Source organism: Moorella glycerini, from assembly GCF_009735625.1.
GTDB classification, from domain to species: Bacteria; Bacillota; DSM-521; order Neomoorellales; family Neomoorellaceae; genus Neomoorella; species Neomoorella glycerini.
Map to the genome: position 1 here is coordinate 19,444 of NZ_CP046244.1, position 21,225 is coordinate 40,668.

At 54.0% G+C, this 21,225-nt stretch carries 24 protein-coding genes; 4 read left to right on the forward strand and 20 right to left on the reverse strand.

Annotated elements, in window-relative coordinates; translation table 11 throughout:
* Positions 1 to 168 precede the first annotated feature (168 nt).
* The 6 genes from dsrM to MGLY_RS00125 all read right to left on the reverse strand — a co-directional run bounded on the left by dsrM (position 169) and on the right by MGLY_RS00125 (position 5,756).
* Positions 169 to 1,161, reverse strand: coding sequence for a sulfate reduction electron transfer complex DsrMKJOP subunit DsrM (dsrM, locus tag MGLY_RS00100; RefSeq protein WP_156271189.1), 993 nt, complete (start codon positions 1,159 to 1,161; stop codon positions 169 to 171).
* A 20-nt stretch (positions 1,162 to 1,181) separates the two neighbouring features.
* A complete protein-coding gene (gene dsrP, locus MGLY_RS00105) occupies positions 1,182 to 2,339 on the reverse strand; it encodes a sulfate reduction electron transfer complex DsrMKJOP subunit DsrP (RefSeq protein ID WP_156271190.1) in 1,158 nt (385 codons plus the stop codon).
* Between the two features lie 81 nt (positions 2,340 to 2,420).
* Complete coding sequence (gene dsrO / locus MGLY_RS18380; protein WP_156271191.1) at positions 2,421 to 3,197, reverse strand: sulfate reduction electron transfer complex DsrMKJOP subunit DsrO; 777 nt, start codon at positions 3,195 to 3,197, stop codon at positions 2,421 to 2,423.
* On the reverse strand, positions 3,197 to 3,595 hold the full coding sequence (dsrJ, locus tag MGLY_RS00115; RefSeq protein WP_156271192.1) for a sulfate reduction electron transfer complex DsrMKJOP subunit DsrJ: 399 nt from the start codon (positions 3,593 to 3,595) through the stop codon (positions 3,197 to 3,199). Before dsrJ ends, dsrO begins: the two co-directional genes overlap by 1 nt.
* On the reverse strand, positions 3,588 to 5,210 hold the full coding sequence (dsrK, locus tag MGLY_RS00120; protein WP_156271193.1) for a sulfate reduction electron transfer complex DsrMKJOP subunit DsrK: 1,623 nt from the start codon (positions 5,208 to 5,210) through the stop codon (positions 3,588 to 3,590). Before dsrK ends, dsrJ begins: the two co-directional genes overlap by 8 nt.
* A gap of 12 nt (positions 5,211 to 5,222) precedes the next feature.
* Positions 5,223 to 5,756, reverse strand: coding sequence for an RsbRD N-terminal domain-containing protein (locus tag MGLY_RS00125; RefSeq protein ID WP_156271194.1), 534 nt, complete (start codon positions 5,754 to 5,756; stop codon positions 5,223 to 5,225).
* A 259-nt stretch (positions 5,757 to 6,015) separates the two neighbouring features.
* Between MGLY_RS00125 and MGLY_RS00130 the strand changes: the two genes are divergently transcribed.
* Together MGLY_RS00130 and ccsB are read left to right on the forward strand one after the other, a co-directional pair.
* On the forward strand, positions 6,016 to 7,005 hold the full coding sequence (locus tag MGLY_RS00130; RefSeq protein WP_170290845.1) for a cytochrome c biogenesis ResB family protein: 990 nt from the start codon (positions 6,016 to 6,018) through the stop codon (positions 7,003 to 7,005).
* Positions 7,006 to 7,064: 59 nt separating this feature from the next.
* Positions 7,065 to 7,868 (forward strand): c-type cytochrome biogenesis protein CcsB, encoded by an 804-nt coding sequence (ccsB, locus tag MGLY_RS00135; protein ID WP_156271196.1) that lies wholly within the window; start codon positions 7,065 to 7,067, stop codon positions 7,866 to 7,868.
* 2 nt (positions 7,869 to 7,870) lie between these two features.
* Here ccsB and MGLY_RS00140 read toward each other — a convergent pair whose 3' ends face one another.
* Positions 7,871 to 8,488, reverse strand: a complete 618-nt coding sequence (locus tag MGLY_RS00140; RefSeq protein ID WP_156271197.1) for a lytic transglycosylase domain-containing protein — start codon at positions 8,486 to 8,488, stop codon at positions 7,871 to 7,873.
* 155 nt (positions 8,489 to 8,643) lie between these two features.
* Here MGLY_RS00140 and MGLY_RS00145 point away from each other — a divergent pair, with 155 nt between their 5' ends.
* Positions 8,644 to 8,889, forward strand: coding sequence for an FmdB family zinc ribbon protein (locus tag MGLY_RS00145; RefSeq protein WP_156271198.1), 246 nt, complete (start codon positions 8,644 to 8,646; stop codon positions 8,887 to 8,889).
* Positions 8,890 to 8,924: 35 nt separating this feature from the next.
* Positions 8,925 to 10,031, forward strand: a complete 1,107-nt coding sequence (locus MGLY_RS00150; protein ID WP_156271199.1) for a DVU0298 family protein — start codon at positions 8,925 to 8,927, stop codon at positions 10,029 to 10,031.
* Here MGLY_RS00150 and MGLY_RS00155 read toward each other — a convergent pair.
* The 13 genes from MGLY_RS00155 to MGLY_RS00215 all read right to left on the reverse strand — a co-directional run bounded on the left by MGLY_RS00155 (position 10,028) and on the right by MGLY_RS00215 (position 21,119).
* Complete coding sequence (locus tag MGLY_RS00155) at positions 10,028 to 10,654, reverse strand: tetratricopeptide repeat protein (RefSeq protein WP_156271200.1); 627 nt, start codon at positions 10,652 to 10,654, stop codon at positions 10,028 to 10,030. The genes MGLY_RS00150 and MGLY_RS00155 overlap by 4 nt on opposite strands.
* Positions 10,655 to 11,067: 413 nt before the next feature.
* The gene (locus MGLY_RS00160) at positions 11,068 to 11,298 is read right to left on the reverse strand and encodes a dissimilatory sulfite reductase D family protein (protein ID WP_170291169.1); all 231 of its coding nucleotides are present in this window, start codon (positions 11,296 to 11,298) and stop codon (positions 11,068 to 11,070) included.
* A 32-nt stretch (positions 11,299 to 11,330) separates the two neighbouring features.
* A complete protein-coding gene (dsrB, locus tag MGLY_RS00165) occupies positions 11,331 to 12,518 on the reverse strand; it encodes a dissimilatory-type sulfite reductase subunit beta (RefSeq protein ID WP_156271202.1) in 1,188 nt (395 codons plus the stop codon).
* A 15-nt stretch (positions 12,519 to 12,533) separates the two neighbouring features.
* Entirely contained in the window at positions 12,534 to 13,952 is a 1,419-nt protein-coding gene (gene dsrA, locus MGLY_RS00170) for a dissimilatory-type sulfite reductase subunit alpha (protein WP_156271203.1), read from the reverse strand.
* 330 nt (positions 13,953 to 14,282) lie between these two features.
* Positions 14,283 to 14,426, reverse strand: coding sequence for a hypothetical protein (locus MGLY_RS00175; RefSeq protein ID WP_156271204.1), 144 nt, complete (start codon positions 14,424 to 14,426; stop codon positions 14,283 to 14,285).
* Positions 14,427 to 14,470: 44 nt separating this feature from the next.
* Positions 14,471 to 15,511: a selenide, water dikinase SelD gene (gene selD, locus MGLY_RS00180; RefSeq protein WP_211662115.1), complete on the reverse strand. Its 1,041-nt coding sequence runs from the start codon at positions 15,509 to 15,511 to the stop codon at positions 14,471 to 14,473.
* A 189-nt stretch (positions 15,512 to 15,700) separates the two neighbouring features.
* Positions 15,701 to 15,937, reverse strand: coding sequence for a sulfurtransferase TusA family protein (locus MGLY_RS00185; RefSeq protein ID WP_156271206.1), 237 nt, complete (start codon positions 15,935 to 15,937; stop codon positions 15,701 to 15,703).
* The gene (locus MGLY_RS00190) at positions 15,937 to 16,839 is read right to left on the reverse strand and encodes a helix-turn-helix domain-containing protein (RefSeq protein ID WP_156271207.1); all 903 of its coding nucleotides are present in this window, start codon (positions 16,837 to 16,839) and stop codon (positions 15,937 to 15,939) included. The genes MGLY_RS00185 and MGLY_RS00190 overlap by 1 nt, the downstream gene beginning before the upstream one ends.
* Before the next feature lie 23 nt (positions 16,840 to 16,862).
* Positions 16,863 to 18,239, reverse strand: a complete 1,377-nt coding sequence (locus tag MGLY_RS00195) for a cobyrinic acid a,c-diamide synthase CobB (RefSeq protein ID WP_156271208.1) — start codon at positions 18,237 to 18,239, stop codon at positions 16,863 to 16,865.
* A 19-nt stretch (positions 18,240 to 18,258) separates the two neighbouring features.
* Positions 18,259 to 19,332, reverse strand: coding sequence for a hypothetical protein (locus tag MGLY_RS00200; protein ID WP_170290847.1), 1,074 nt, complete (start codon positions 19,330 to 19,332; stop codon positions 18,259 to 18,261).
* A 14-nt stretch (positions 19,333 to 19,346) separates the two neighbouring features.
* Positions 19,347 to 20,471 carry a hypothetical protein gene (locus MGLY_RS00205; RefSeq protein ID WP_170290848.1) on the reverse strand — a complete coding sequence of 375 codons (1,125 nt, stop codon included), beginning with the start codon at positions 20,469 to 20,471 and terminating at the stop codon, positions 19,347 to 19,349.
* Positions 20,472 to 20,474: 3 nt separating this feature from the next.
* The gene (locus tag MGLY_RS00210; RefSeq protein ID WP_156271209.1) at positions 20,475 to 20,729 is read right to left on the reverse strand and encodes a TusE/DsrC/DsvC family sulfur relay protein; all 255 of its coding nucleotides are present in this window, start codon (positions 20,727 to 20,729) and stop codon (positions 20,475 to 20,477) included.
* A 72-nt stretch (positions 20,730 to 20,801) separates the two neighbouring features.
* On the reverse strand, positions 20,802 to 21,119 hold the full coding sequence (locus MGLY_RS00215; RefSeq protein ID WP_156271210.1) for a TusE/DsrC/DsvC family sulfur relay protein: 318 nt from the start codon (positions 21,117 to 21,119) through the stop codon (positions 20,802 to 20,804).
* Between the last annotated feature and the right edge of the window lie 106 nt (positions 21,120 to 21,225).

A 21,225-nucleotide genomic window follows, 5' to 3' on the forward strand; every position in this document is an offset into this window, starting at 1 on the left:
GCGTCTTTTTCTTAAATACATGCCGTTGCCTGCCGCATATGGTACATGGGATACCTTAACTTAAAATTAACACATATTTGGGCCAAAAACAAGGGGGGACAAGTAAAAGTAAAAGTAAAACGCGCTCTTCCCCGCTTTTAACGGGGAAGATTGCGCGTTATACCTTGTCTACCCCTTTTCTACCGGCAGGCCGGCCATTTTCATTTTTTCCCTGAATTCTTCCTCGTACTCCTCATAGGTGTGAACCTTGACCGGGTAATTCCAGGGGTTGATGTGCCTCCTGGCACGGCTATCATTGGGCAGGTTGCGGGTCGGGCTAAGGAAAATACCACCCATGTGCACCAGCTTGCTGAAGGGGAAGTAGGCCCCCAGGATACATACGAGAAATAAGTGGATGTAGAAAAGAACGCCAATTCCTGCCGGGACTCTGGGCCTGAAGGTCACCAGTCCCATAGTTAATTCCTTAACCGCTGTAATGTCTACCCTGAAAAAATAGCGCATGAGGATGCCCGTGCTGGCTATTCCCAGGATCAAAAAGAGAGGCAAGTAGTCGGCCGGGAGGGAGATATAGCGCACCTGAGGTATAACCACCCGCCTGAGAAAGAGATAAGTCACAGCAATTACAATCACTATGTCAGTTACATAGAGCCCCTGCAGGCCGATGCGGAAAAATCCATCGATGCTTTCCAGCCAGGGCACAAAGGCCGGCGCCGGCTCGGTAAAAAAGCGCAGGTGACGGAGAAAGATCAGCAAGAAGGACCAGTGAAACATTAGTCCCCCCAGCCAGAGCCACTTTTCCCAGTGATAGGCCAGCCTGGGGCCCTGGTGTAATTCCATCCTGGTATTTCTTAACAGGGAGCGAAAGAGCAATACCTCCAGGGCCATCCTGCCGATCACGCCGGCAGTGCTGGAAGGGTTGTCAAAGGTACTCGCCTTGATCCAGGGCAGGGATTTCTGTTGCCCGGCAGTGGTAGGTATCCGGAAAGGGACCGGCACCCGCGCCCACTTTATAACCCGGTAGGCCATCCCTGCCAAAAAGATGGCGATGGCGGCGTAGGGTATAATAACTCCAAACAGATATTGCAACCCTGCCACTCCCACGCCAAGAGTGACAACCATAATTAAGGCAATAACGATAAAGAAGGAAAAGGCCATTCCCATATCTTTACCCCTCGTTTCCGCTAAACTGTTTCTTCTTTGACAGCAATGGCTATTTTATATAAGAAGGTAAGTATCAGGAAGCCGGTTGCCCAGACTCCCAGGGCAATTAAGGTTTCCGGCAAAGTAGGCACGTACTCGGTAACCCTTTCAAAGGGATTGGGTATAAAGCCGCCGATGACCAGGCCTATTCCCTTTTCGATCCACATGGAAATAAAGACTGCCGCGCAGGCTGCCTGGAGGTAAGTATCCCTGGTGCGCGTCGCGGGGTTAATTAAAAGGACCAGGGCCAGCACCGCCAGGATGGCAAAGGTCCACATCCAGGGCACGAGCTTGCCATGACCATCCAGGCCGGCAAAGAGGTATATAATGCTGGACATACCATGGGCGGGTACCTGGCTGTAGAAGGCAGTGAAAATTTCCAGCCCGACGAAAAAGACGCTGATAATGGTGGCGTAGGTGACAATTGCCGCCAGCTTTTGGATGGCTTCCCGGCCGGGATCAAATTTACTGACCCGTTTAATGATATAGCTCAGGAGGATCAACAGGGCCGGGCCGGAAGCAAAGGCCGACGCCAGGAAGCGGGCCGCCATAATGGCCGTCAGCCAGTAGTGCCTGCCCGGCAGTCCGGCGTAGAGAAAGGCCGTAACCGTATGAATACTGACCGCCCAGGGGATGGAGATGTAAACTAATATCTTTGTCCAGGCCGGGGGCGGAACGGCTTTATATTCTGCCTCCAGGGCATGCCAGCCGGCAATGATATTTAACAGGAGATACCCGTTCAGCACGATCATATCCCAGAAGAGAATCGAATTGGGGGTGGGATAGAAGATCATATTCAACAGGCGCATAGGTTTACCGAGGTCCACTATGATAAACAATAAACACATGATCAGGGCGGCAACAGCCAGAAATTCGCCCAGGATGGTAATCCTGCCGAAGGCTTTGACATTATGCAGGTAATACGGCAGAACGACCATCACCGCCGAGGCCGCCACCCCCACCAGGAAGGTGAACTGGCCAATATATAAACCCCAGGAAACGTCCCGGCTCATGCCGGTGATAGTCAGGCCTTTTTGCAACTGCCAGAGGTAGCAGGCCAGGCCTATCGCTACCAGGACGAGTAAGAAAATTACCCAGACCCAATATTTTTTACTTCCAGTTAAAGCCTTGACCAGCATAACTACCTATCCTCCATCAATCGGAAGTCAGAGGCTGGAAGTCATCCAGCACCCAATCTTTGCTAAATTAGTTATTTTTTCTTATATGAGGTAATAAACACTGGGGCGGGTTCCGAGTTCCGGTTTACGCTGAACGGTATAACGGCTGGCCAGTATTTTTCTTATGCCGCTGTTGGGGTCTTCCAGGTCGCCGAAGATCAGGGCTTCTGCCGGGCACGCTTCGACACACGCCGGTAGCTGTCCGGTGTCAACCCTCTCGGCGCAGAAATTGCACTTTTCCACGACACCCTTTTCCCTGGTGGGAAACTCCGGGTTTACTTCTTTGATAAAAGGCCGCGGGTCGCTAAAGTTAAAGCTCCTGGCGCCATAAGGGCAGGCAGCCATACAGTAGCGGCAGCCTATACAGCGGTGATAATCCATCATGACGATGCCATCCCGGCGTTTAAAGGTTGCCTTTGTGGGGCAAACCCTCACACAAGGCGGGTTCTCACAGTGATTGCAGAGCACAATAAAGGGTTTGCCTTTTATAATCTCCGGTATATACTCATGCTCCCCATCCGGGAAAGCATTTTCATAGGGCTCAGTCCAGATCCACTTGATTTCTTCTTCTTTATTGGCAATATCAGGTATGTTGTGAGCCCTCTGGCAGGCCAGAAAACACTTCCGGCAACCTTCTTGATATTTGGGCCAGCACTTTTTCATATCAATGACCAGGCCCCATTTCTTACCGGCCAGGGCTTTCGAACTCGTATTATACTCCGTGCTATTACCTGCGAAGCCCTTAACTGCCGGCCAGAGGGTGAGCCCCAAGAGACATGCGCCACTGGCTTTTAAGAAATTTCTCCTGCTCGTTTTCATCACTTACTCTCCTTTGGCTCAATATGGCAGGTCCAGCAGTCAGGTTGGACATCTAAATAATTATGGCACTGGTCACAAAACTGGGCCTTGCTGGAGTGGCATTGCAGGCAGGTCTTCTCCAGGCTCATCTCGTACTCTTTGCCGTTGCTGGCTACATAAATCCTTTTACCCTCCCGGACAACCCGGGTGCGCCACTCATCCAGCAACTTCATATGGTCGGTGCGCATGTACGCTGTGGCCTCAACACACTGTTTCTCGGGTAACTGCTGGATGGCCGGCGTGTCGAGGCTGGGTGCCGGTGCCGGGGGGGCGGCTTTACCTGCATTGGCCCAGAAAGGGAAGGTCACCAGAACGATAAACACAATCAGGCCGGTAATAATGTAACGGGAATCATTCACCGCCGTTCTCCTCCTTTCCCTTTACAGGCAAAGGTTCTCCCCGCAGATTTGTCTCCCTTGCGGCTTCCCCGGTCATTACCAGGGCATTGCCGACCAGCTCGTGGACGCCGGCAACTGCCACGCCTGGTGCCCAGTAATCCATGAGGGCCGGGAAGACAGCCCGGTCAACGGCGCAGATGCAGGCCAGCATATTAACGCCGTATTTATCCCGGACGTACTTCACCGCGTTGGCCCGGGGGAAGCCGCCGCGCATTCTCATTTCCATATATTCATCGGAATTAAGGCCCGACCCGCTGCCGCAGCAGAAGGTCTGCTCCCGGATGGTATTCTCTGGCATCTCATAGAAATTCCGGCAGACATTTTTAAGGATATAGCGCGGTTCTTCAAAGAGCCCCATGGCCCGGGCCGGGTTGCAGGAGTCATGGAAGGTTACTTTCAGGTGGTCATTGCGGCTGGGATCCAGTTTAATTTTGTTATGCCTGATCAGGTCGGCCGTAAATTCAACAATATGGACCATCTTGGTTGACCTGGCATTTTCAAATTTAGTACCGGTTATGGGGGAAACCGGCTCCTCCAGGAAATCGGCCGGGCCGTTCATAGTATCCATGTACTGGTTGATGACCCGCCACATGTGGCCGCATTCGCCGCCCAGGATCCACTTCACCCCCAGCCGTTTTGCTTCAGCATACATCTTGGCATTGAGCCTTTTCATCATCTCATGGGAGGTGAACATGCCGAAATTACCGCCCTCAGATGCGTAGGTGCTGAAGGTGTAGTCAAGGCCGATTTCATGGAAAAGCATCAGGTAACCCATGAGGGTATAGGTACCGGGATCGGCGAAAACGTCGCCGGAAGGTGCGATGAAGAGGATTTCGGCACCTTTGCGGTTGAAGGTCGGTTCCACCCTGATACCGGTAATATTTTCAATTTCGTCGACACAGAACTCAACCATATCTTTAAAGGCGTGGGGTTCAATGCCGACGTGATTTCCCGTCCGGTAACAGTTGGCTACCGGGGCGGCGATCCAGTCAATATTACACCCGACCAGGTTGAGGAGTTCCCTGGCGATCATGGTAATTTCTGCCGTGTCGATGCCGAAGGGGCAGAAAACTGAACAACGGCGGCATTCGGTGCACTGGAAGAAGTAGTAGTACCATTCCTTCAGGACATCCAGGGTCAGTTCCCTGGCCCCGATGAGTTTCCCCAGGAGCTTACCTGCCGTCGTGAAATCCTTGCGATACACCGAGCGGAGCAGTTCAGCCCTCAAGACCGGCATATTCTTGGGATCCCCGGTGCCGATGAAGAAATGGCACTTGTCGGCACAGGCGCCGCAGCGCACGCAGGCATCCATAAAGATTTGTAAGGAACGGAACCGCCCCAGCCGTTCCCTCAGGCCTTCCAGGATAATTTCCTGCCAGTTTTCCGGGAGTTTCCAGTCTTCGTCTTCCGGTGACCATTCCCGGGGGTTGGGGAGGCCTACGGCTTCCAGGTTTTTAGGCTTGGCGCCATACAAGTAGGTGCCACGCCTGAATTTTACCGGGGTATCCATCCACCCCGTGCGCGGCGGTTTATAATTAATCGCCAGCAGTTCATCAGGTTTCGGTAGCGATGCCATTTTCCCACCTTCTCAATAAGGAAAATTTATGGTCACGTTTGCCCTTTCCAGGAACCTGGCAGTTCTATTTTTAATCTCCTTTACCTTGAGATCCCACAGCTGCTCCCGGCACTGCATGTAAATATCGAAGGCCAGGAGGGCCAGGTCTTCCAGACGGGCTTCCACTACATCAAGGGAAAGGCCTTTTTCCCGGATTTCACCAGCCAGTTCCTCCTTGAGCACATGCTTTAACTGGAAAATAAAGGCAAGGGCCTGGGAAGGAGAGAAATCCTGGACCGCCCTGATCCTGATAATACTATCGAGACAGGCCCTGACCCTGCCAGCTTCCATCCCCTGGAGGATTTCCTCATAAAGGCCCTCTAATCCCTGGTAGATAGTCGTGCCCACCGGATTGGCGAACCGGTCCTGTTCTTCCTTCAAAAACCGGGCCGTTTCCGCAGGGTAAGAGTCCAGTACTCTCTGATACCATTTTTGTAAAATGGCGCTTTTCCTTTGGGTTAAAATTTCGTGTGTACCTGGCAAAATATTATTTCTGCCGTCTTTCACAAACTCCCCTCAATCCCTTCGTTCACCGGAGCACTACTTTTGGTATTTATAAATTTAGTTCGCTATTTCTCTTAAAATTCCTGCTGCTGGCAGAAATATTTTTTTGTACTTGTAAAATGCCTGTATCTGTCGTCCGGTACTGCTGCTGCCTGCTGCCATTGACCGCTGGACGACCGCTGGTGTATACTCATTCTTAACTGAGGTGATGATATTGGCCGGTAACAACCGGGAACATTCGTATTTTACCTTTTTGTCTTCTATGAAACTAGGCCTTTTGCTTTTATTGCTCCTGGGAGTACTGGCTTCCCTGGGGAGCTTCCTTCCCCAGGGCCAGCCCGCTGGGTTCTACCGTGCTTATTACGGAGAACTACCTGGAAGATTGATTGTCCTCTTGTCCCTGGACCACTTATACCACAACTGGTGGTTTATTACCCTTGGAACAATTTTAACTGTCAACATCCTGACCTGCTCACTACGGCGAGTAAAAAAAGCCCCTGGCCGGCGTGGATGGGGTTCCATTATCCTGCACTTAAGTATCCTGGTGATCCTGGCCGGGGCGGCCATATCTGGGGTTATGGGCCGGCATACCTATGTCGAAATAGGTGTCGGCGACAGCCTTGACCTGACCGGCAGGGGTTTCCCGGGCCAGGTTTTAACGGTTAAGGATTTTAAAATTGAATATTACGAAAACCTCCAGCCCAGGCAGTACATTAGCAGCGTATCCCTTAAAACAGCTGATGGCCTGGAAATTGAGCGAGATATCTGGGTAAACCGTCCCTTAAAATTTAAGGGCTTGAAAATTTACCAGACCAGTTACGGCTGGCTGGCCCGGGGACAGGCCGTTATTGACGGTAAAGCGGTACCTTTCGACCTGGCCAGTGGCCGGGGTCTTGACATCGACCCGGGCAAAAATGTAAGGCTGGTCTTTTTCTTTATTCCTGATTTTGATGAACAGGGGGGCGGGTTACATTCACGTTCCCCCTTGCCCAATAATCCCAGACTGGCTGTCGTCCTTTTCCAGGATCATCAAGTAACGGCGAGGCAAGTCCTGGCCGAGAATGAAACGAAAGCCGTGGACGGCTATCCCGTTACCTTTTCCGGCTACCGTTATTACACCGGACTGGAGATCAAAAAAGACCCGGGGGTTGGAATAATTTACACCGGGTTTATCTTGTTATTGCTGGGTTTTGTTCTTCGCTACCTGGTTCCTGATAAACATGTCCCGGGAAGAGCACCGCATGACAGTTAGCATCGTCACCGGCGGACAAGTAAAAGCGAAGAAGTAAAAACGAGAGGTGGCGCCAAGATATGGAATCCAGTTTTAACCTGGTAGCCTATATTTTGTTGCTGGTAGCCGTTACTTTGAGCCTGATCTCCCTGTGGCGGCCCAACAAATATACCGGTCCCCTGGCCCTGGCGGCCCTGGTGCTGTCCTTTGCTTCCCTGACCCTGGCCCTGGTGCTGCGCAGCATTACTGGCGGCAGGCTGCCCTTTGCTACTTTATACGAATTTGCCCTGCTTTTTGCCTGGGGCATACTCCTGTTTTATCTTATTTCCCGTAAGATGATCAAATCGGACCTGTTAATGGTCCTGGTAGCTCTCCTGGAAGTAATTATCCTCTCCTATAGCAATACCTTATCTTCTGGCACCAGGCCCCTGATGCCGGCCCTCCAGAGCATCTGGCTGCAGTTTCATGTTCTTACGGCCATCATCGCTTACGGCGCCTTCGGCCTGTCCTTTTGCTTAGGTCTTATCTACCTGCTCAAAGAAAAGGGATACGACAGCATCGGCGAAAGTATCCTGCCGCCCCTGGCTAAGATCGATAACCTGCTCCACTGGTCGGTAGCGGTGGGATTTCCCTTTATGACCCTGGTTCTAATTACCGGGGCCGTCTGGGCCGAAGAGGTCTGGGGCAGGTGGTGGGGCTGGGACCCCAAGGAAACCTGGGCTTTAATTACCTGGCTGATTTACGCCGCATATCTCCACGCCCGGAAAACTTACGGCTGGCGGGGGAAAAGGGCCGCCATTATGGCCATTGTGGGCTTTCTGGCGGTGCTCTTTACCTTGTTTGGCGTCTCACTACTCCTTCCCGGCGCCCACAGCTATGTATAGGTTTAGGCCAGGCCTTCAAACCTGCGGGCGGCGGCCAGGACCTTCTGGATATAGGCCTGCGTTTCCCGGTAAGGAGGAATGCCGCCGTAACGTTTAACGGCGCCGGGGCCGGCGTTGTAGGCTGCCAGGGCAAGGACCAGATCACCCTGGAAGCTGTCCAGAAGCTGCCTCAAGTACCTGGCGCCGCCGTCCAGGTTGGCTTCCGGGTCGAAGGGATCCGTCACCCCCAGGGCCCGAGCTGTTGCCGGCATGAGCTGCATGAGCCCCGTGGCCCCGGCCGGTGATACCGCCCGGGGATTAAAGCCGGACTCCGCCTCGACTACCCCCTGGAGCAGGGCTGCCGGCAGGTTGTACCTGGCCGCCACCCGGCTGATGAGGTCTTTAAAGCCAGAGCCGGGCAGGCTGCGGGCCCCAGAAACAGGGTTAGGGGCGGCAGTTGCCGGCTTTCTGCCCGTCCCTGTTGCCTCTACTGCCGGGGATTGTCCCTCTTCCAGTTCCGCCAGGAGCACCAGGTAAAAAAGGTTATTGAAGTAATCTTTACTGCCGCCGGTATTACCCGCCGCAGTCGCCTGCATTTTGGCCCAGGCTGCTACCAGCGGCGCCAGGGAACTGATATCCATACCTGTCTCCCTTCCTTATTAAGCACCTGCACCTCATTATACCATAATCACCGGCAACCGGGGATAGTTTACTGGATTGCGCCGGTTGTTGACGTAAATCCCCGGCGTTGTTACAATAAGGCTGAGACAAAGGCTTAAAATGAAGGAGAATAATAATGCCTGTTTACGAATTTCGCTGCCTGGAGTGCGGAAAACTTTTTGAAAAGCGTTTTGCCAGTATGCATGAAAAGGTCGAACTCCAGTGTCCTGAGTGCCAGTCCCGGTCCCTGGAACGGGTAATCAGCCGGGTTAATTTTCTCACCCGTCCGGGAAAGGGCGAGCAAAAACCAAAGCTCACGACCAAATCCTGCAGCCCCGGCAGCAACTGCATGACCCTGGATATCCCGGGACCGGAGGAATAAAGGTTAGGGAAAAGAAGAGCAGGGAGAAGCAACCCATGAGCAAAGAGCTTGCTCTCAAGCCAACCTGCCCCTTTTGCGGGTTACCCGTTGCCAGGCCCAAAGAGCAGGTTACTCGCCGGCCAAACGAAATGCCGGTAGAGTCCTGTTCCTGTGGCGCCGTCTATGCCTGCGATATAACCGGTCACAACCTGGGAGCGGCTTTTATTGAAGCCCTGGTCTTTAGCTGTAACCTGGACTGGGATCTGGCCTGGGGCCTGCTACCAGAGGAGGATTACCTGGAAAAGCTGGTTGAGAACTACGACTATGAAACCCATTTAATTGTTCCCGGCGGGTTTTATGAGGGCAGGAGAATCTCCGGCGCCCTCTATTTCGTTAAACTGCACCCGGATATCCTGGAGGTTACCCGCCAGGGGGTGCAAAAAAAATTGGCGCGAGCCGCCGCCATTTCCTCCCAGACATCTACAGCGCCTCCTGGTGAAAAGAAGTTCACTAAAAAAGAAATCGAGGCCCTGGTAAATGAATATCAGGTCGAAACCCTTTTAAATATAGCCAGGTCTGAACGGCGCCTGATCAGGGAGTTGCAGCGGCTTCTCTATGCTGGCGACGAACTGCTCCGCTTCCGGGCCGCTGATATTTTAGGTAAAGTAGCCGCCTTCATTGCCCAAAAGGACCCGGAAAATATCGCCCGGCTGCTGCAGCGATTATTAACCTCCGTCACGGGCCCTGGTTCTTCAGGCTGGGGGGCCATCGATGCCGCCGGTGCCATTATCGCCAGCCTCCCGGAAACCTTTGCCGGGTACATTCCTGCGTTGTACCAGTTGCTGGCAGACACAACCCTCCGGCCCCAGGCCTTACGGGCCATCGGCAGTATTGCCAGGGTAAAGCCCGGGCTTATCCGCCCGGCCTGCTTACGTTTTCTACCTTTTCTCCAGGACCCGGACCCTGCAACCCGGGGCTATACGGCCTGGCTCCTTGGCAATTTAAGCGCAGCAGCGGCCAGGGATATGCTGCGGGGTCTTCAGGATGACGGGCAGCCAGTAACCTTCTACGACAGCGGCAATTTACAAAAAAAGACAGTGGCTCAACTGGCGTCTGAAGCCCTGGCCAAAATGGAGGTTGGCGAACCTGTACACGGGTATTAGTTTTTGCGGTATGGTTCCAGTTTCTGCAGGAATTCCGGGTGGACGTTAAACCCGAGTTCAAGGGCCCGGTCAATGTGCTCAATCGCCCTGGCCAAATCCCCGTTTAAATAATAGGCATAGGCGAGATTATTATGCCCCAGGGCAAAATCAGGTGCTATCTCCAGTAACTTCTGGCCGGTGGCGATGGCTTTGGCGATGTTGCCCCGCTGGAGATAACAATTAGCCAGGTTATTCCAAGCCTGGACGATCCTGGGGTTCAGCTCAATGGCCTTCTCCAGGGCGGCAATGGCCTCTTCCGTCCTGCCCATTTGGGAATAAGCAAACCCCAGGTTGGCATAGCCCCGGGCATACCGCGGCTCGATGGCGATGGCTCTTTCGTTGGCTGCGACTACCTTTTCCAGCTCCCCCTTTTGCCAGTAGATATAGCCCAGGTTTACATAAGCCTCAAACATGCGGCCGCTGCTGGTAATTGCCTCTTCAAAGGCCGCAATTGCCTCGTCCCATTTCCCCTGTTGCATATAGGAAACCCCCAGGTTGTAGAGCGCCGTGGCGCACCCGGGGTTTTCCGCGAGTATTCGCTTTTGCCCGGCAATAAAGTCTGCAAAATCCTGCGGCTCAGCCATCCCCTTCCTCCTCCGCATATAAGATATGAGAAATGAGAAGTGAGATTTTAGGTAAGAACTGGCATGGCCAGTTCTTAGCATAATTCAGACCTCTGACTTCCTGCTTCCGACTTCCATATAAAGGAGAGGCTGCTATCATATATGTTTGGCAGCCTCTTTTCCTAAAAAACGTATTTGCTGGGCTTTATTTTCCCTCGCTTCCGGGACCTTGCGGAGCGCCCAGCACTCAACTCGTTTGGAACAGGTGCTCTTTGTGAACAAAACCTTTGCGAGTTGAGTGCTGGGTCAGCCGTGAGGCTTAAGGCGGGATTCCCGGCCATGTTAGGAGTTTGCCCCGCCCTCGCTCTTGGCACAGCTTGTGGCCACTTCGCCGCTCAGGCCAGGCCGCTCGCTCCCAACTCCTACCTGCCTGCTTACTGGTCTTCAGTTATACCCCTTCCCTTTAAACCGTACATGGTGGTGCTACCGGTGGAGAAGTAGATTAATTTTTCTTCGTTAACCAGTTCCGTAGCGGCCTTTTTAATATCCCTCATTTTGGCTTCCGGTATCCTGGCCTGGACGGCCTTTTCCAGGTCTTTGAAGTAGAACTTGCTCTTTTTACTGGTCTCGGCAAACTCGAGGATGGCCTTTTTAATCTCCTCCATCATCGCTCATACCCCCTTATCTTCAGGCAGGCCTAGTCGTCAATACCTCCTGCCGCCCTGGAGACTTCCCAGGCCGCCCCGGTAAACTTAAACTGGGTGCTGGTGCGGTAGGTATCGTAGGCCAGGCGATAATCATCAATCAGGTGCTCGGTAAAGGGCAGCTCGCACTTCTCAAAGAACTTCTCCCAGCCGATCCGTTCCGCCCAGTCGCCGATGCGCTCATACTTCCTGGCCTCAGCGGCATAAACTTCAATGATCTTCTTGACGGTGGCCACCACTTCCGGGAAGCGGGGGAAATTATTGGGCAACCAGGGTACGATTACTTTGGAAAACTTGGGTTCGCTAATGCGATTGGATATCTTGCCGCCGGCCAGGACGGCCACCCCATCACCAAGCTTATCGGCAATGGGCAAAGCCGGGCACATGGTATAACAGTTGCCGCAGAACATGCAGCGTTCTTCTTTTATTTTTACCGTCTTCCTGCCGTCTTCTGTTTTACCCGGGGAAATAGCCCCTACGGGACAGGCGGTAATGGCCAGGGGTATCTCACAAATCGAGTCAATATTATCGTCCACAATGGGCGGTTTGCGGTGGATGCCCAGCAGGGCGATATCCGAGCAGTGCACGGCCCCGCACATATTTAAACAGCAGGCTACGGAAATCCTGACATGGGCTGGCAGGGTCATGCCAGTAAAGTAGTCCATCAGCTCATCCATGATGGCCTTGACCATGGAGGAAGCGTCGGTAGCCGGGGTATGGCAATGGATATAGCCCTGGGTATGGACAATATTGGTTACCCCTGCACCCGTACCGCCGATGGGGAATTTGTAGCTCCCCGAGATATATTTCCGGCTTAGAAGGTCCTTTTTCAAAGCCTCAACCTTTTCATAACTGGTGACCATGAATTCGATGTTATTGCGGGTGGTGAAACGGACATAACCGTCACAATATTTATCGGCAATATCGCAGATCTCGCGGATATTTTCGGCCGTCATGAACCGGGAGCCGCCGCATCTTACGGTAAAAACCTTGTCTCCAGTTTCGGAAACATGGACCATAATACCCGGCTCTAAGATGTCATGATAAAGCCATTTACCGTAATTCTTTTGAATAACCGGCGGGAAAAACTCCCAGAAGTGCCGGGGGCCAATATCGGTAATCCTATTTTCCGTCGGTTTCTCCGGGTTGTATTTACCAAGGCGTTCTTGCGATAAGGCCATGATGCCAACCTCCTCCTATCGTTTATGCCGCAGCCGGTAATCTTTGATATCGCGCTTCCAGCCGCCGGGTACGTCTTCTTCTTTCCAGAAGATATACGGGTTGGTGCGCGGCATTTTAACCATCTGGGGAGCAGCCGGGACGCCGATAACCTCCAGGAACCTGGGCAGCCCTTTACGCTGGATCAGTTCGCCCAGGCGCTCGCGGTTCTTGCCTTCTTCAATCCACCAGTCCCAGACCTTCTCGAGCAGCTCTTTGATGTTGTCGTAGGGTGCTTCGGCTTTCATAAAGGGAACGGTCAATACCGCCAGCTGGGCGCCCTCCAGGATCGGTGCTTTGGCTCCAAAGAGGATGCTGACGCCCGTGTCGATGCCAGGCCTTAAAGCCCTGGGCATGGTATTGATACAGTGCATGCAGCGGTTGCATTCCTGGTTATTGATTACCAGCTTGCCGTCCTCCATGACCATACACCCGGTAGGGCAGAGATCAATGACTTCCTTCTGGATATCGAACTTGCCCCAGTCGCGACCGCTATGGGCGCCGCCATTGGGTTGAATTTCGCCCCTGATATAGGCCTGGACTGCTTCCTGGTCGATGCGGATGTCGTCCCGCCAGGTACCGATTAAGGCCATGTCAGAACGGGCCAGGGAAGCCACACAGCCGTTGGGACAGCCATCAATCTTGATCTTGAATTTATAGGGGAAGGCCGGGCGGTGCAGCTCATCCTGGTAATGGGTAGTCAACTCGTAGCACAAATCCTGGGTATCTATGCAGGCGAATTCGCAGCGGGCTTTGCCGATACAGCAGGAAGGTGTGCGCAGGTTCGAGCCCGAGCCGCCGAGATCCTGGTCCAGTTCATGGGTCAGGTCATAAAAGAGGGGCTCTAACTGTTCGGTGGTGGTCCCCAGCAGGATGATATCACCGGTGGAGCCGTGCATATTGAACATGCCGCTGCCCCGGAACTCCCAGAGATCACAGAGGGCCCGCAGGAAGTCCGTTTTGTAAAACTTACTGGCCGGTTGATTGACGCGCAGGGTATGAAAATGGGCCACAGAAGGATATTTTTCGGGAACATCGGAATAGCGCCCGATAACGCCGCCGCCATAACCAAAGACGCCGACAATGCCGCCGTGCTTCCAGTGGGTTTCCCCGTCATCAAAGGATAATTGCAACTGGCCAAGCAAATCATCCACTACATCCTGATCAATCATCATCCGGTCTTTAGGGAGTTTCTTGCGGTGCAGGGCTTCCCGTTTGGCGTCGGCGACAAAGCTGGGCCACGGTCCCTTCTCCAGCTCCTCTAAATCAGGAATATCATGCTTGATCTTAAAATCTTTAAGCTCTTCTTCCGTGTAGTTATGCAGTTCTTCGTCCGTGTAGATGCGTAACTCTTCATACTTCAGTTCCTTTTGTGGCCGCTTTGGTTTAAAATCCATCGGCAATACCCCCTTTGTTGGTGTTTGTTGATTTTTTCAATCCTCACCCGGCGTGAAAGCCTGGCGTACGACGTCCAATACTATTCGGCAGGGATCAAACTTCGCCTCCTTCCCGGCAATGAATTTGAAAGAACTATCGTTAGCGTTTCCCGGCCGGGACTGCAAAGAATAGTTAGCGCAATCCCAAACCTTTTTTCAGAACCCTTTTGCAAACTAACCGGCCATGCCAGGTAGGCACAACCAAACATGAAAATAGGGTTATTTTCTTGTTAACACAAGTGATACCAAACCCCTTTGTTGCTCAAGGAACTACTTTTGCTATTTATAAAGTTAGTTCGCTATTTCTCTTAAAATTCCTGCTGCCGGCCGAATTTTTTTCTTCATTTCCACCAGAAGCAAAAGCGGCAGGCTGGAAGCCTGCCGCCCGGTATTCGCCTTTTGCGCCGTGTCGCCACCTACCCCGGTTACCATCATTTAACTAACGGCGGGGCAGGGGATGCTTGTACTCTTTATGCCGGTTATGCCTGGACTATTACCTGTCCCGGCCCGGCTTCCACCTCCCCGATAATCCTGGCCGCCGTCACGCCGCGCTCCTTGAGAGCTGCCATCAGTTCTCCCGCCTTCTCTCCGGCTACAGCAATCAACAAGCCGCCGGAGGTCTGGGGATCGTAGAGGATGTCCTGAAGTGCTTCCGGTACGCCAGCGTCCATACTGACATCCTTGGCAACATAACGGCGGTTATTATAGGCACCGCCGGGGATCAAGCCCAGAGCCGCAAATTCCAGAGCCCGGGGCAGGACTGGAATAGTACGGGCATGGATCACCAGGTTAACGCTGCTGCCCCGGGCCATTTCCAGACCATGTCCCAAAAGGCCGAAACCGGTGATATCGGTACAGGCGTGGACCCCAACAGCTACCATAGCGGCCGCCGCCTCCCGGTTCAAGGTGGCCATCCAGCGGCTTACCTCTTGCTCTAGCTCCGGCGTGGCCATTTCTGCTTTAATGGCGGTAGTAATAATCCCCGTCCCCAGAGGCTTGGTCAGGATGAGCTTGTCCCCCGGCCGGGCACCACAGTTGGTAACTATCCTGTCCGGGTGGACGACGCCGGTTACCGCCAGGCCATACTTGGGTTCCTCATCGTCTATGCTGTGGCCGCCTACCAGGACGGCCCCGGCCTCCAGCACCTTGTCGGCCCCACCCCGCAGGATCTCTCCCAGGACGGCAATATCCACCTTTTTGCTGGGGAAGGCCACGATATTCATGGCCGTCAGGGGTTTACCGCCCATGGCATAGACGTCGCTCAGGGCATTGGCCGCGGCAATCTGGCCGTAGAGATAAGGGTCGTCGACAATGGGCGTAAAAAAGTCAATGGTCTGGATCAGGGCCAGGTCGTCCGTCAAGCGATAAACCCCGGCGTCGTCGACACTATCCATACCCACCAGGAGATTGGTGTCCTGCATCACCGGCAGGTACTGCAGTACTTGCTTCAGGGTCCCCGGACCCATCTTGGCCGCTCACCCGGAACTGCAGGAAAGCCGGGTTAACTTTGGATTTTCTATCTTAGGGCTAAACCCGCAAGCGTTGTCAGATTGTGCCATTATTTCCGCCCTCCTTCCTCCTCTTATTTTACCAGCTTTTAGCCAGGCCATGTATGACAAAAAGGCATAATAAAAAGGCCCTTAAGGGCGCCTTCTGAGCGGGTAGTACCTTGACAGTATTCAAGGTTACGGGGAAAGCAAAATATGCATCTATACTCTGGCATCTTTCTTCCGGATCAGGTAGGAGTAATAATCGTCCCTTATCTCTTTACTGATAAGGGTATGTCCGGCCTGCTGGCACCAGGCCGGTAAATCAAACTCCGAGGCCAGGTCATCAACCCATACTTCCAGCAAATCCCCGGGTTTAAGCTTTTGTATCTGTTTTGCCGTAGCCATTAACGGCCCGGTACAGTTCATACCCCGGCAATCAAGTACTTTACGGGTCACTAAACTTCTTCCTCCCGTGTATTCCCCTGGAGTAGCCTGATCAGGTTCAGGACCAGGTTGCGCTCTTCCTCTTTAGCACGGCTTACAAAACGCCGTATTTCTTGATACTGGTCTTCGGCAGCTACACTTAAAGGGCGCCGGTTTTCATTCAATGAATGCAAGAAATCCAGCAACCCCCTGATCTCCATTTCTTCCCAATCGGCCAGGGCGCGGACAATTTGCTGGAGAACCGGGCGTCGCAGGGCCTCCCGGATGTCGGCAGCCAGGCGATAATCCAGGTATAAATCTTCCTCCTCTTCCTCCATGAGGAAGTAGCAGGTTGATACCCCCAGGGCTTCGGCCAGGCTGCTCAATGTTGCCAGGGAGGGCTGGATGCGGTCCGTTTCGATCTGGCCGATAAGGCTGTGGGAAATACCCACCTGCTGGGCCAGTTCCTTCTGGGTCAGGCCCATCTTTTCCCGCAAGCGCTTTAATTTATTGCCCAGGGTATCCTCCTGGCTGGAACGCAGGAGGGAACTGGGGGACACCTCCAGGACGGCAGCCAATTTCTCGAGAGTTTTTAACGAGGCCGTCGACCGCGAGCGCTCGATCTCGCTGATATGGGCCAGGGATACGCCGGAACGACGGCTCAATTCGCTTAAGGTTATCCCCTTTTGTTCTCGCAAGCGCCGCAGCCTGGCCCCTACAGTATTTTGGTCCTTGTTACCATTTTCCTCTGTAAAGTAACTAATATCTACATTTAAAATACCGGCTACCTCCGCCAGGGTAGCTGTCGAGAGGCGCCTGGTTCCCTTTTCTACCTCGGCCATACAGTCCGGGGCAATATCCAGGCGGTCGGCCAGTTCCTCCAGGGATATGCCCCGCTCTTCCCGTAACTTCTTTAACCTTTCCCCTACCGTCATAGCAAAGCTCCTCCTTATTTCCCTTACAATGTTACCGTTTTTATTTTTCTTTTACCGGCTGCCAGGCCCACCAGGTTCGCCGCCCATTCGGGGTGGGTGGGAGCATAGAGATGATTGTAGCCGGCCAGGACCCTGTTATAAAGGATGCCGTCCACCCGGCCGTCGATACCAAAGCCGCGCTGCACCCGGTAAAGAAAACGCACGGCCCTGCGGTCCAGATTAATTACCCGGGAATGATGAAACTCATGGCCTTTAATGAGGCTGCCCCGGCTTAAAAAGGGGCTGTCTCCCTCTACCAGCATGGTTGTATAGCCGTGGCCCTGGGGCCGGGAGGACATGGTGACATCTAAGGGCAAAGCGCCGCTCATCTCATACCAGCGTCCCTGGTAATTAAGGCGCCTGGCCAGGTACATCAGCCCGCCGCACTCGGCATAAACGGGCATGCCTTCAGCTACAGCCCCTTTGACCGCCTGGCGGAGAGATACATTGGCCTCCAGCCGGCCGGCAAAAACTTCGGGAAACCCGCCCCCTATATACAGGCCGTCGATGGCCGGCAGCTTTTCATCCTGCAGGCTATCTATGGTAATCACTTGCGCGCCGGCCTGCTCCAGGGCCTCCAGATTTTCCGGGTAATAAAAGGTAAAAGCGCGATCTTGAAAGATACCCAGGCGTACCTGTGGTAAAGGCGGTTGCTGCCCCTCTGGCCCGGGGGGCAGGGCCGGGACCTGGCTGGCAATGGCCAGCATGGCGTCCAGGTCAACGTTCGCAGCAATGGCTGCCCCGGTGGCTACCAGGGCGGCATGGATGCTTTCGTTTTCTCCAGCCGGGATCAGCCCCAGGTGACGGTCGGGAATAACAAAATCCCTCTTTTTAGGCAGGGCTCCCAGGACCGGTAAGCCGGTATAGTGTTCAATGGAGCGCCGCAACATATCTTCATGCCGGGGACGGGCTACCTGGTTTAAAATGACGCCGGCTATCCTTACCCGGGGATCAAAATTTTGAAAGCCCTGAACCATGGCTGCCGCGCTCCTGGTCATGCGAACGGCATCAATAACTAAAATCACCGGGCATTTAAGAGTACTGGCAATGGCCGCCGTGCTGTTGCTTCCCTCCAGGTCCAGGCCGTCAAAGAGCCCCATGGCCCCTTCGATTAGCCCCAGGTCGGCACCCCGGCAGCCAGCGCTGAAATGTTGCTCTAATTTTTCCGGCGGGAGAAAATATAAATCCAGGTTGCGGCAGGGACGGCCTGCGGCCAGGGTCAACCAGCTAGGGTCGATGAAATCCGGCCCTTTCTTAAAGGGCTGCACTACCAGGCCCCTTTGCCGCAGGGCAACAATTAAGCCCAGGGTAATGGTTGTTTTACCCGAACGCCCGTGGGGCGCGGCAATTACCAGGCGCACGCTTCCCGCCACCTCCCCCCTAATAGCGAAAATGTAGGTCGCGGCGAATGCTTGTCTGGGGCACCCTTTTATCTACCAGTTCCTCCAGCGGGCCGGCACCGATGGTTGCTAAAAAATCGCTCCAGCCCGTACGTTCGATAAACCCGGCCAGCCTTTCCCCCGGTTTTCCTGCCCTGCGCCAGTAGTTGATAATAACCTCGATGCGGTCAATGATGGCGCTATAGTCCAGGGGCCGGGCCGGTACCCGGGGAAAGACGATGGCCGCCATTTCGGGCCCCTTGCAGCTATTGCCGCCATGACCGCCTGCGGCAATGGCCACGTAGCTCTTTTTCTTCAGGCTAATACCTTCAGGGGCCACCTGGACGCAGGAAGTGCAACGCACGCAACGATCGACATCAATGGTTACCAAGGTTCCCTTCTCAGTTTGCCGGGGCCGGATGGCTCCCGTGGGACACCAGGAGACCAGCAGGCCAATGTCGATATTGGCGGCCAGGAAGCGGGCCTCGTCTACCTCTGGCACGGCGTCATATAGACCCAAAATACCAATATCGGCTTCCACCCCGCCGCCGCACTGGTTGGGACAACCACCGATAGAAATCTTTAAAGGAGCCGGCAATTCCTGTTGTAAAAAGTCCTGGTAAAAGTAATCAGTTATCGCCTGGGCAATACTGGGTGCATCGACAGCGGCATTCTGGCAGTGGATAAAAGAGGTGCAGCATTTTACCTGGTGCAGGGAGTTGCCTGTACCTCCGGCCGGGAAACCGGCGGCTTGCAATTCGGCCAGGAATTTTTCCAGTTTTGCGGGCCTGACACCTACAAACTCGAAACCCTGGCGGCTCGTGCGGCGGCCGGTTAAAGCATACTCCCGGACCCAGCGAGCGAGATCCCGCAAGGTGCTGGCGCTCAAGAGGCCGTTGGGGGGCAACAGGATGCGTACCGTTAACAGTTCGCTGCCATCTGCCGCCAGGTGGCGGATAACGCCAGGTTGTACCAGTTCATGCCATACCCAGCTGCCCTGGCGGGCCAGCAACTCAGCAGGTATTTCCCGGCGGTAGTCGGGCATAATGCCGGCCGGCAGGTCAGGTGCGTCCACCCCGGCCACCTCCTTTAAAAACCATTTCTTTTGGGACTTAAAAGGATCTGGGGCTCGACCTTCAGGCCCAGCTCCTTGAGAACCCAGAGGGGACCCACCCGGACGATAAAGTCCCCCACCCGTTCTTTCTTCCTGGCATTATCGGCCCAGAGTTCCAGGAAGGCGCCAAAGAGATCGCCGATGGCCGTATAATCATCATCCTTAATAGGGATGAATGGTACCAGGACATAACCCACCATAGGCCCCTGGGGGCCGCGGTGGCCATACTTACCCCCTGCCACCCAGGCCACGCCCCGCTCCCGGCCGGGACGGATGGCCGGGCAGAAATTGATGCAGGCCATGCAGTGCCAGCATCTGTCCGGCGCTACAGTGAGAGTGGAACCTGTCCAGTTTAAAGCCCCGGCCGGGCAGGCCGCAATCAGCCCGGCCAGGTCACCGCCGGCCTGCTGCCAGGCAGCCAGGACTTCGTTATTTATTTGCGGCAAATCACGGTAAACGCCAATAAAGGAGTGATCCTTTTGCATCATGGCCCGGATGCAATCATTGGGGCAACCGGCAACACCACTTTTCACCTTCTGAGGGTAACCGGGGTATTGCTGTTCATCAATAAAGCGCTGGCCCAGGTAGGTAGCCAGGGCCGGGGCATTGATCAGGGCCATATCACACCTGGCCGGGCCGCAGCAGGCTGTTAAGCAGCGCAGGTCATTGCCGGTAGAACCGATATCCAGGCCCGCGGTATTTAATTCCCTGACCATGGGGACCATTTGCTCCCGAGTGGTATAGATTTCAATGGTGCCACCGCTCGTGAGGTGGATGAGGCCTTTACCATAGGTTTCGGCACAAGTAGCCAGTTTTTCCAGCGTCCCGGCCGATAACCACCCCCCTGCCGGGGGCAGGATGCGCAAGTAGGCCGATTCCTCAATTATCTCCGGCCGGCAGCTGTTGCGTACCGCGACGCCGGAAGGTAATTCCGGTATGCTGATATACCCCCCGTGGCCGTAGGCAGTTTCCCCTGTTGCCAGTCCCTCTTCATACATGGCCAGGGGATAGCGACTATCGCTTAATTCCCGGACATGGCTGGGGGAAGGTCCTTTCATGAGCTGGCGGCAAAGGGGGAACTCCTTGCTGTCTCCGGGCAAAACTTAACACTCCTTTGGCATGGGCAGGCCGGTAATCTGGCTGATTTCACCTATAGGATTGCCCGGGAAAAGTTTATAAATCTGCTTTTTATCCAGGCCGCTCAGTTTAATCAGGTTACGCAAGGTACAGATGGTCCGGTGCTGGTCATAGTACTCATAGCTAATTGCTATTAATTTCCAGTGGTCTTCGTTTAAAATAATGCCCCTCTGCCTGGCCCGGGTGGTAATTTCTCTTTTTTTATCATCTGGCGGCAGCACCTTCTGCCATCCTCCCCCGAATTGATATAAAGGCCAGCACTGGCGCGCTGGCCTCCCTTTTGATATTTTACTTTACACGCAACCGGTCGGCTTGGGTAAACCGGCAATCTTGCAGGCCCCTTTGGCCGGGCCGCTGGGGAAGAGATCGTAGATCTGTTTCAGGCTGAAACCTGTTTCTTTGCAAAGTTTGCGGATCATGGGGGCAATACCAAACTGCTGGTAATACTGGCGCAGGTAGTTAACTACCTTCCAGTGATCCTCGGTCAGTTCGGTTACCCCTTCGGTTTCGGCCAGGGCTTTGGCTACGGCCTCATTCCACTTGCTGGGGTCGGCGATAAAACCGTCCTCATCAACTTCAATTTCGATGCCACCAACATTAATTGCTGGCATGGCCAACACCTCCTGCTAGATTTTATTATACCTGTACCTTTGTATTTAGGCTACAGGCTAATAACACCATGATTGTTAAACATTCCTTGTTCTTGCTTTCTAATAC

Excerpts from the sequence above, each read along its gene's own strand:
- dsrM (WP_156271189.1), bottom strand. The coding sequence starts at position 1,161 with ATGGGAATGGCCTTTTCCTTCTTTATCGTTATTGCCTTAATTATGGTT.
- dsrP (WP_156271190.1), bottom strand. The coding sequence starts at position 2,339 with ATGCTGGTCAAGGCTTTAACTGGAAGTAAAAAATATTGGGTCTGGGTA.
- dsrO (WP_156271191.1), bottom strand. The coding sequence starts at position 3,197 with ATGAAAACGAGCAGGAGAAATTTCTTAAAAGCCAGTGGCGCATGTCTC.
- dsrK (WP_156271193.1), bottom strand. The coding sequence starts at position 5,210 with ATGGCATCGCTACCGAAACCTGATGAACTGCTGGCGATTAATTATAAA.
- MGLY_RS00130 (WP_170290845.1), top strand. The coding sequence starts at position 6,016 with ATGAAACTAGGCCTTTTGCTTTTATTGCTCCTGGGAGTACTGGCTTCC.
- ccsB (WP_156271196.1), top strand. The coding sequence starts at position 7,065 with ATGGAATCCAGTTTTAACCTGGTAGCCTATATTTTGTTGCTGGTAGCC.
- MGLY_RS00140 (WP_156271197.1), bottom strand. The coding sequence starts at position 8,488 with ATGGATATCAGTTCCCTGGCGCCGCTGGTAGCAGCCTGGGCCAAAATG.
- MGLY_RS00145 (WP_156271198.1), top strand. The coding sequence starts at position 8,644 with ATGCCTGTTTACGAATTTCGCTGCCTGGAGTGCGGAAAACTTTTTGAA.
- MGLY_RS00150 (WP_156271199.1), top strand. The coding sequence starts at position 8,925 with ATGAGCAAAGAGCTTGCTCTCAAGCCAACCTGCCCCTTTTGCGGGTTA.
- MGLY_RS00155 (WP_156271200.1), bottom strand. The coding sequence starts at position 10,654 with ATGGCTGAGCCGCAGGATTTTGCAGACTTTATTGCCGGGCAAAAGCGA.
- MGLY_RS00160 (WP_170291169.1), bottom strand. The coding sequence starts at position 11,298 with ATGGAGGAGATTAAAAAGGCCATCCTCGAGTTTGCCGAGACCAGTAAA.
- dsrB (WP_156271202.1), bottom strand. The coding sequence starts at position 12,518 with ATGGCCTTATCGCAAGAACGCCTTGGTAAATACAACCCGGAGAAACCG.
- dsrA (WP_156271203.1), bottom strand. The coding sequence starts at position 13,952 with ATGGATTTTAAACCAAAGCGGCCACAAAAGGAACTGAAGTATGAAGAG.
- MGLY_RS00175 (WP_156271204.1), bottom strand. The coding sequence starts at position 14,426 with ATGATGGTAACCGGGGTAGGTGGCGACACGGCGCAAAAGGCGAATACC.
- MGLY_RS00190 (WP_156271207.1), bottom strand. The coding sequence starts at position 16,839 with ATGACGGTAGGGGAAAGGTTAAAGAAGTTACGGGAAGAGCGGGGCATA.
- MGLY_RS00215 (WP_156271210.1), bottom strand. The coding sequence starts at position 21,119 with ATGCCAGCAATTAATGTTGGTGGCATCGAAATTGAAGTTGATGAGGAC.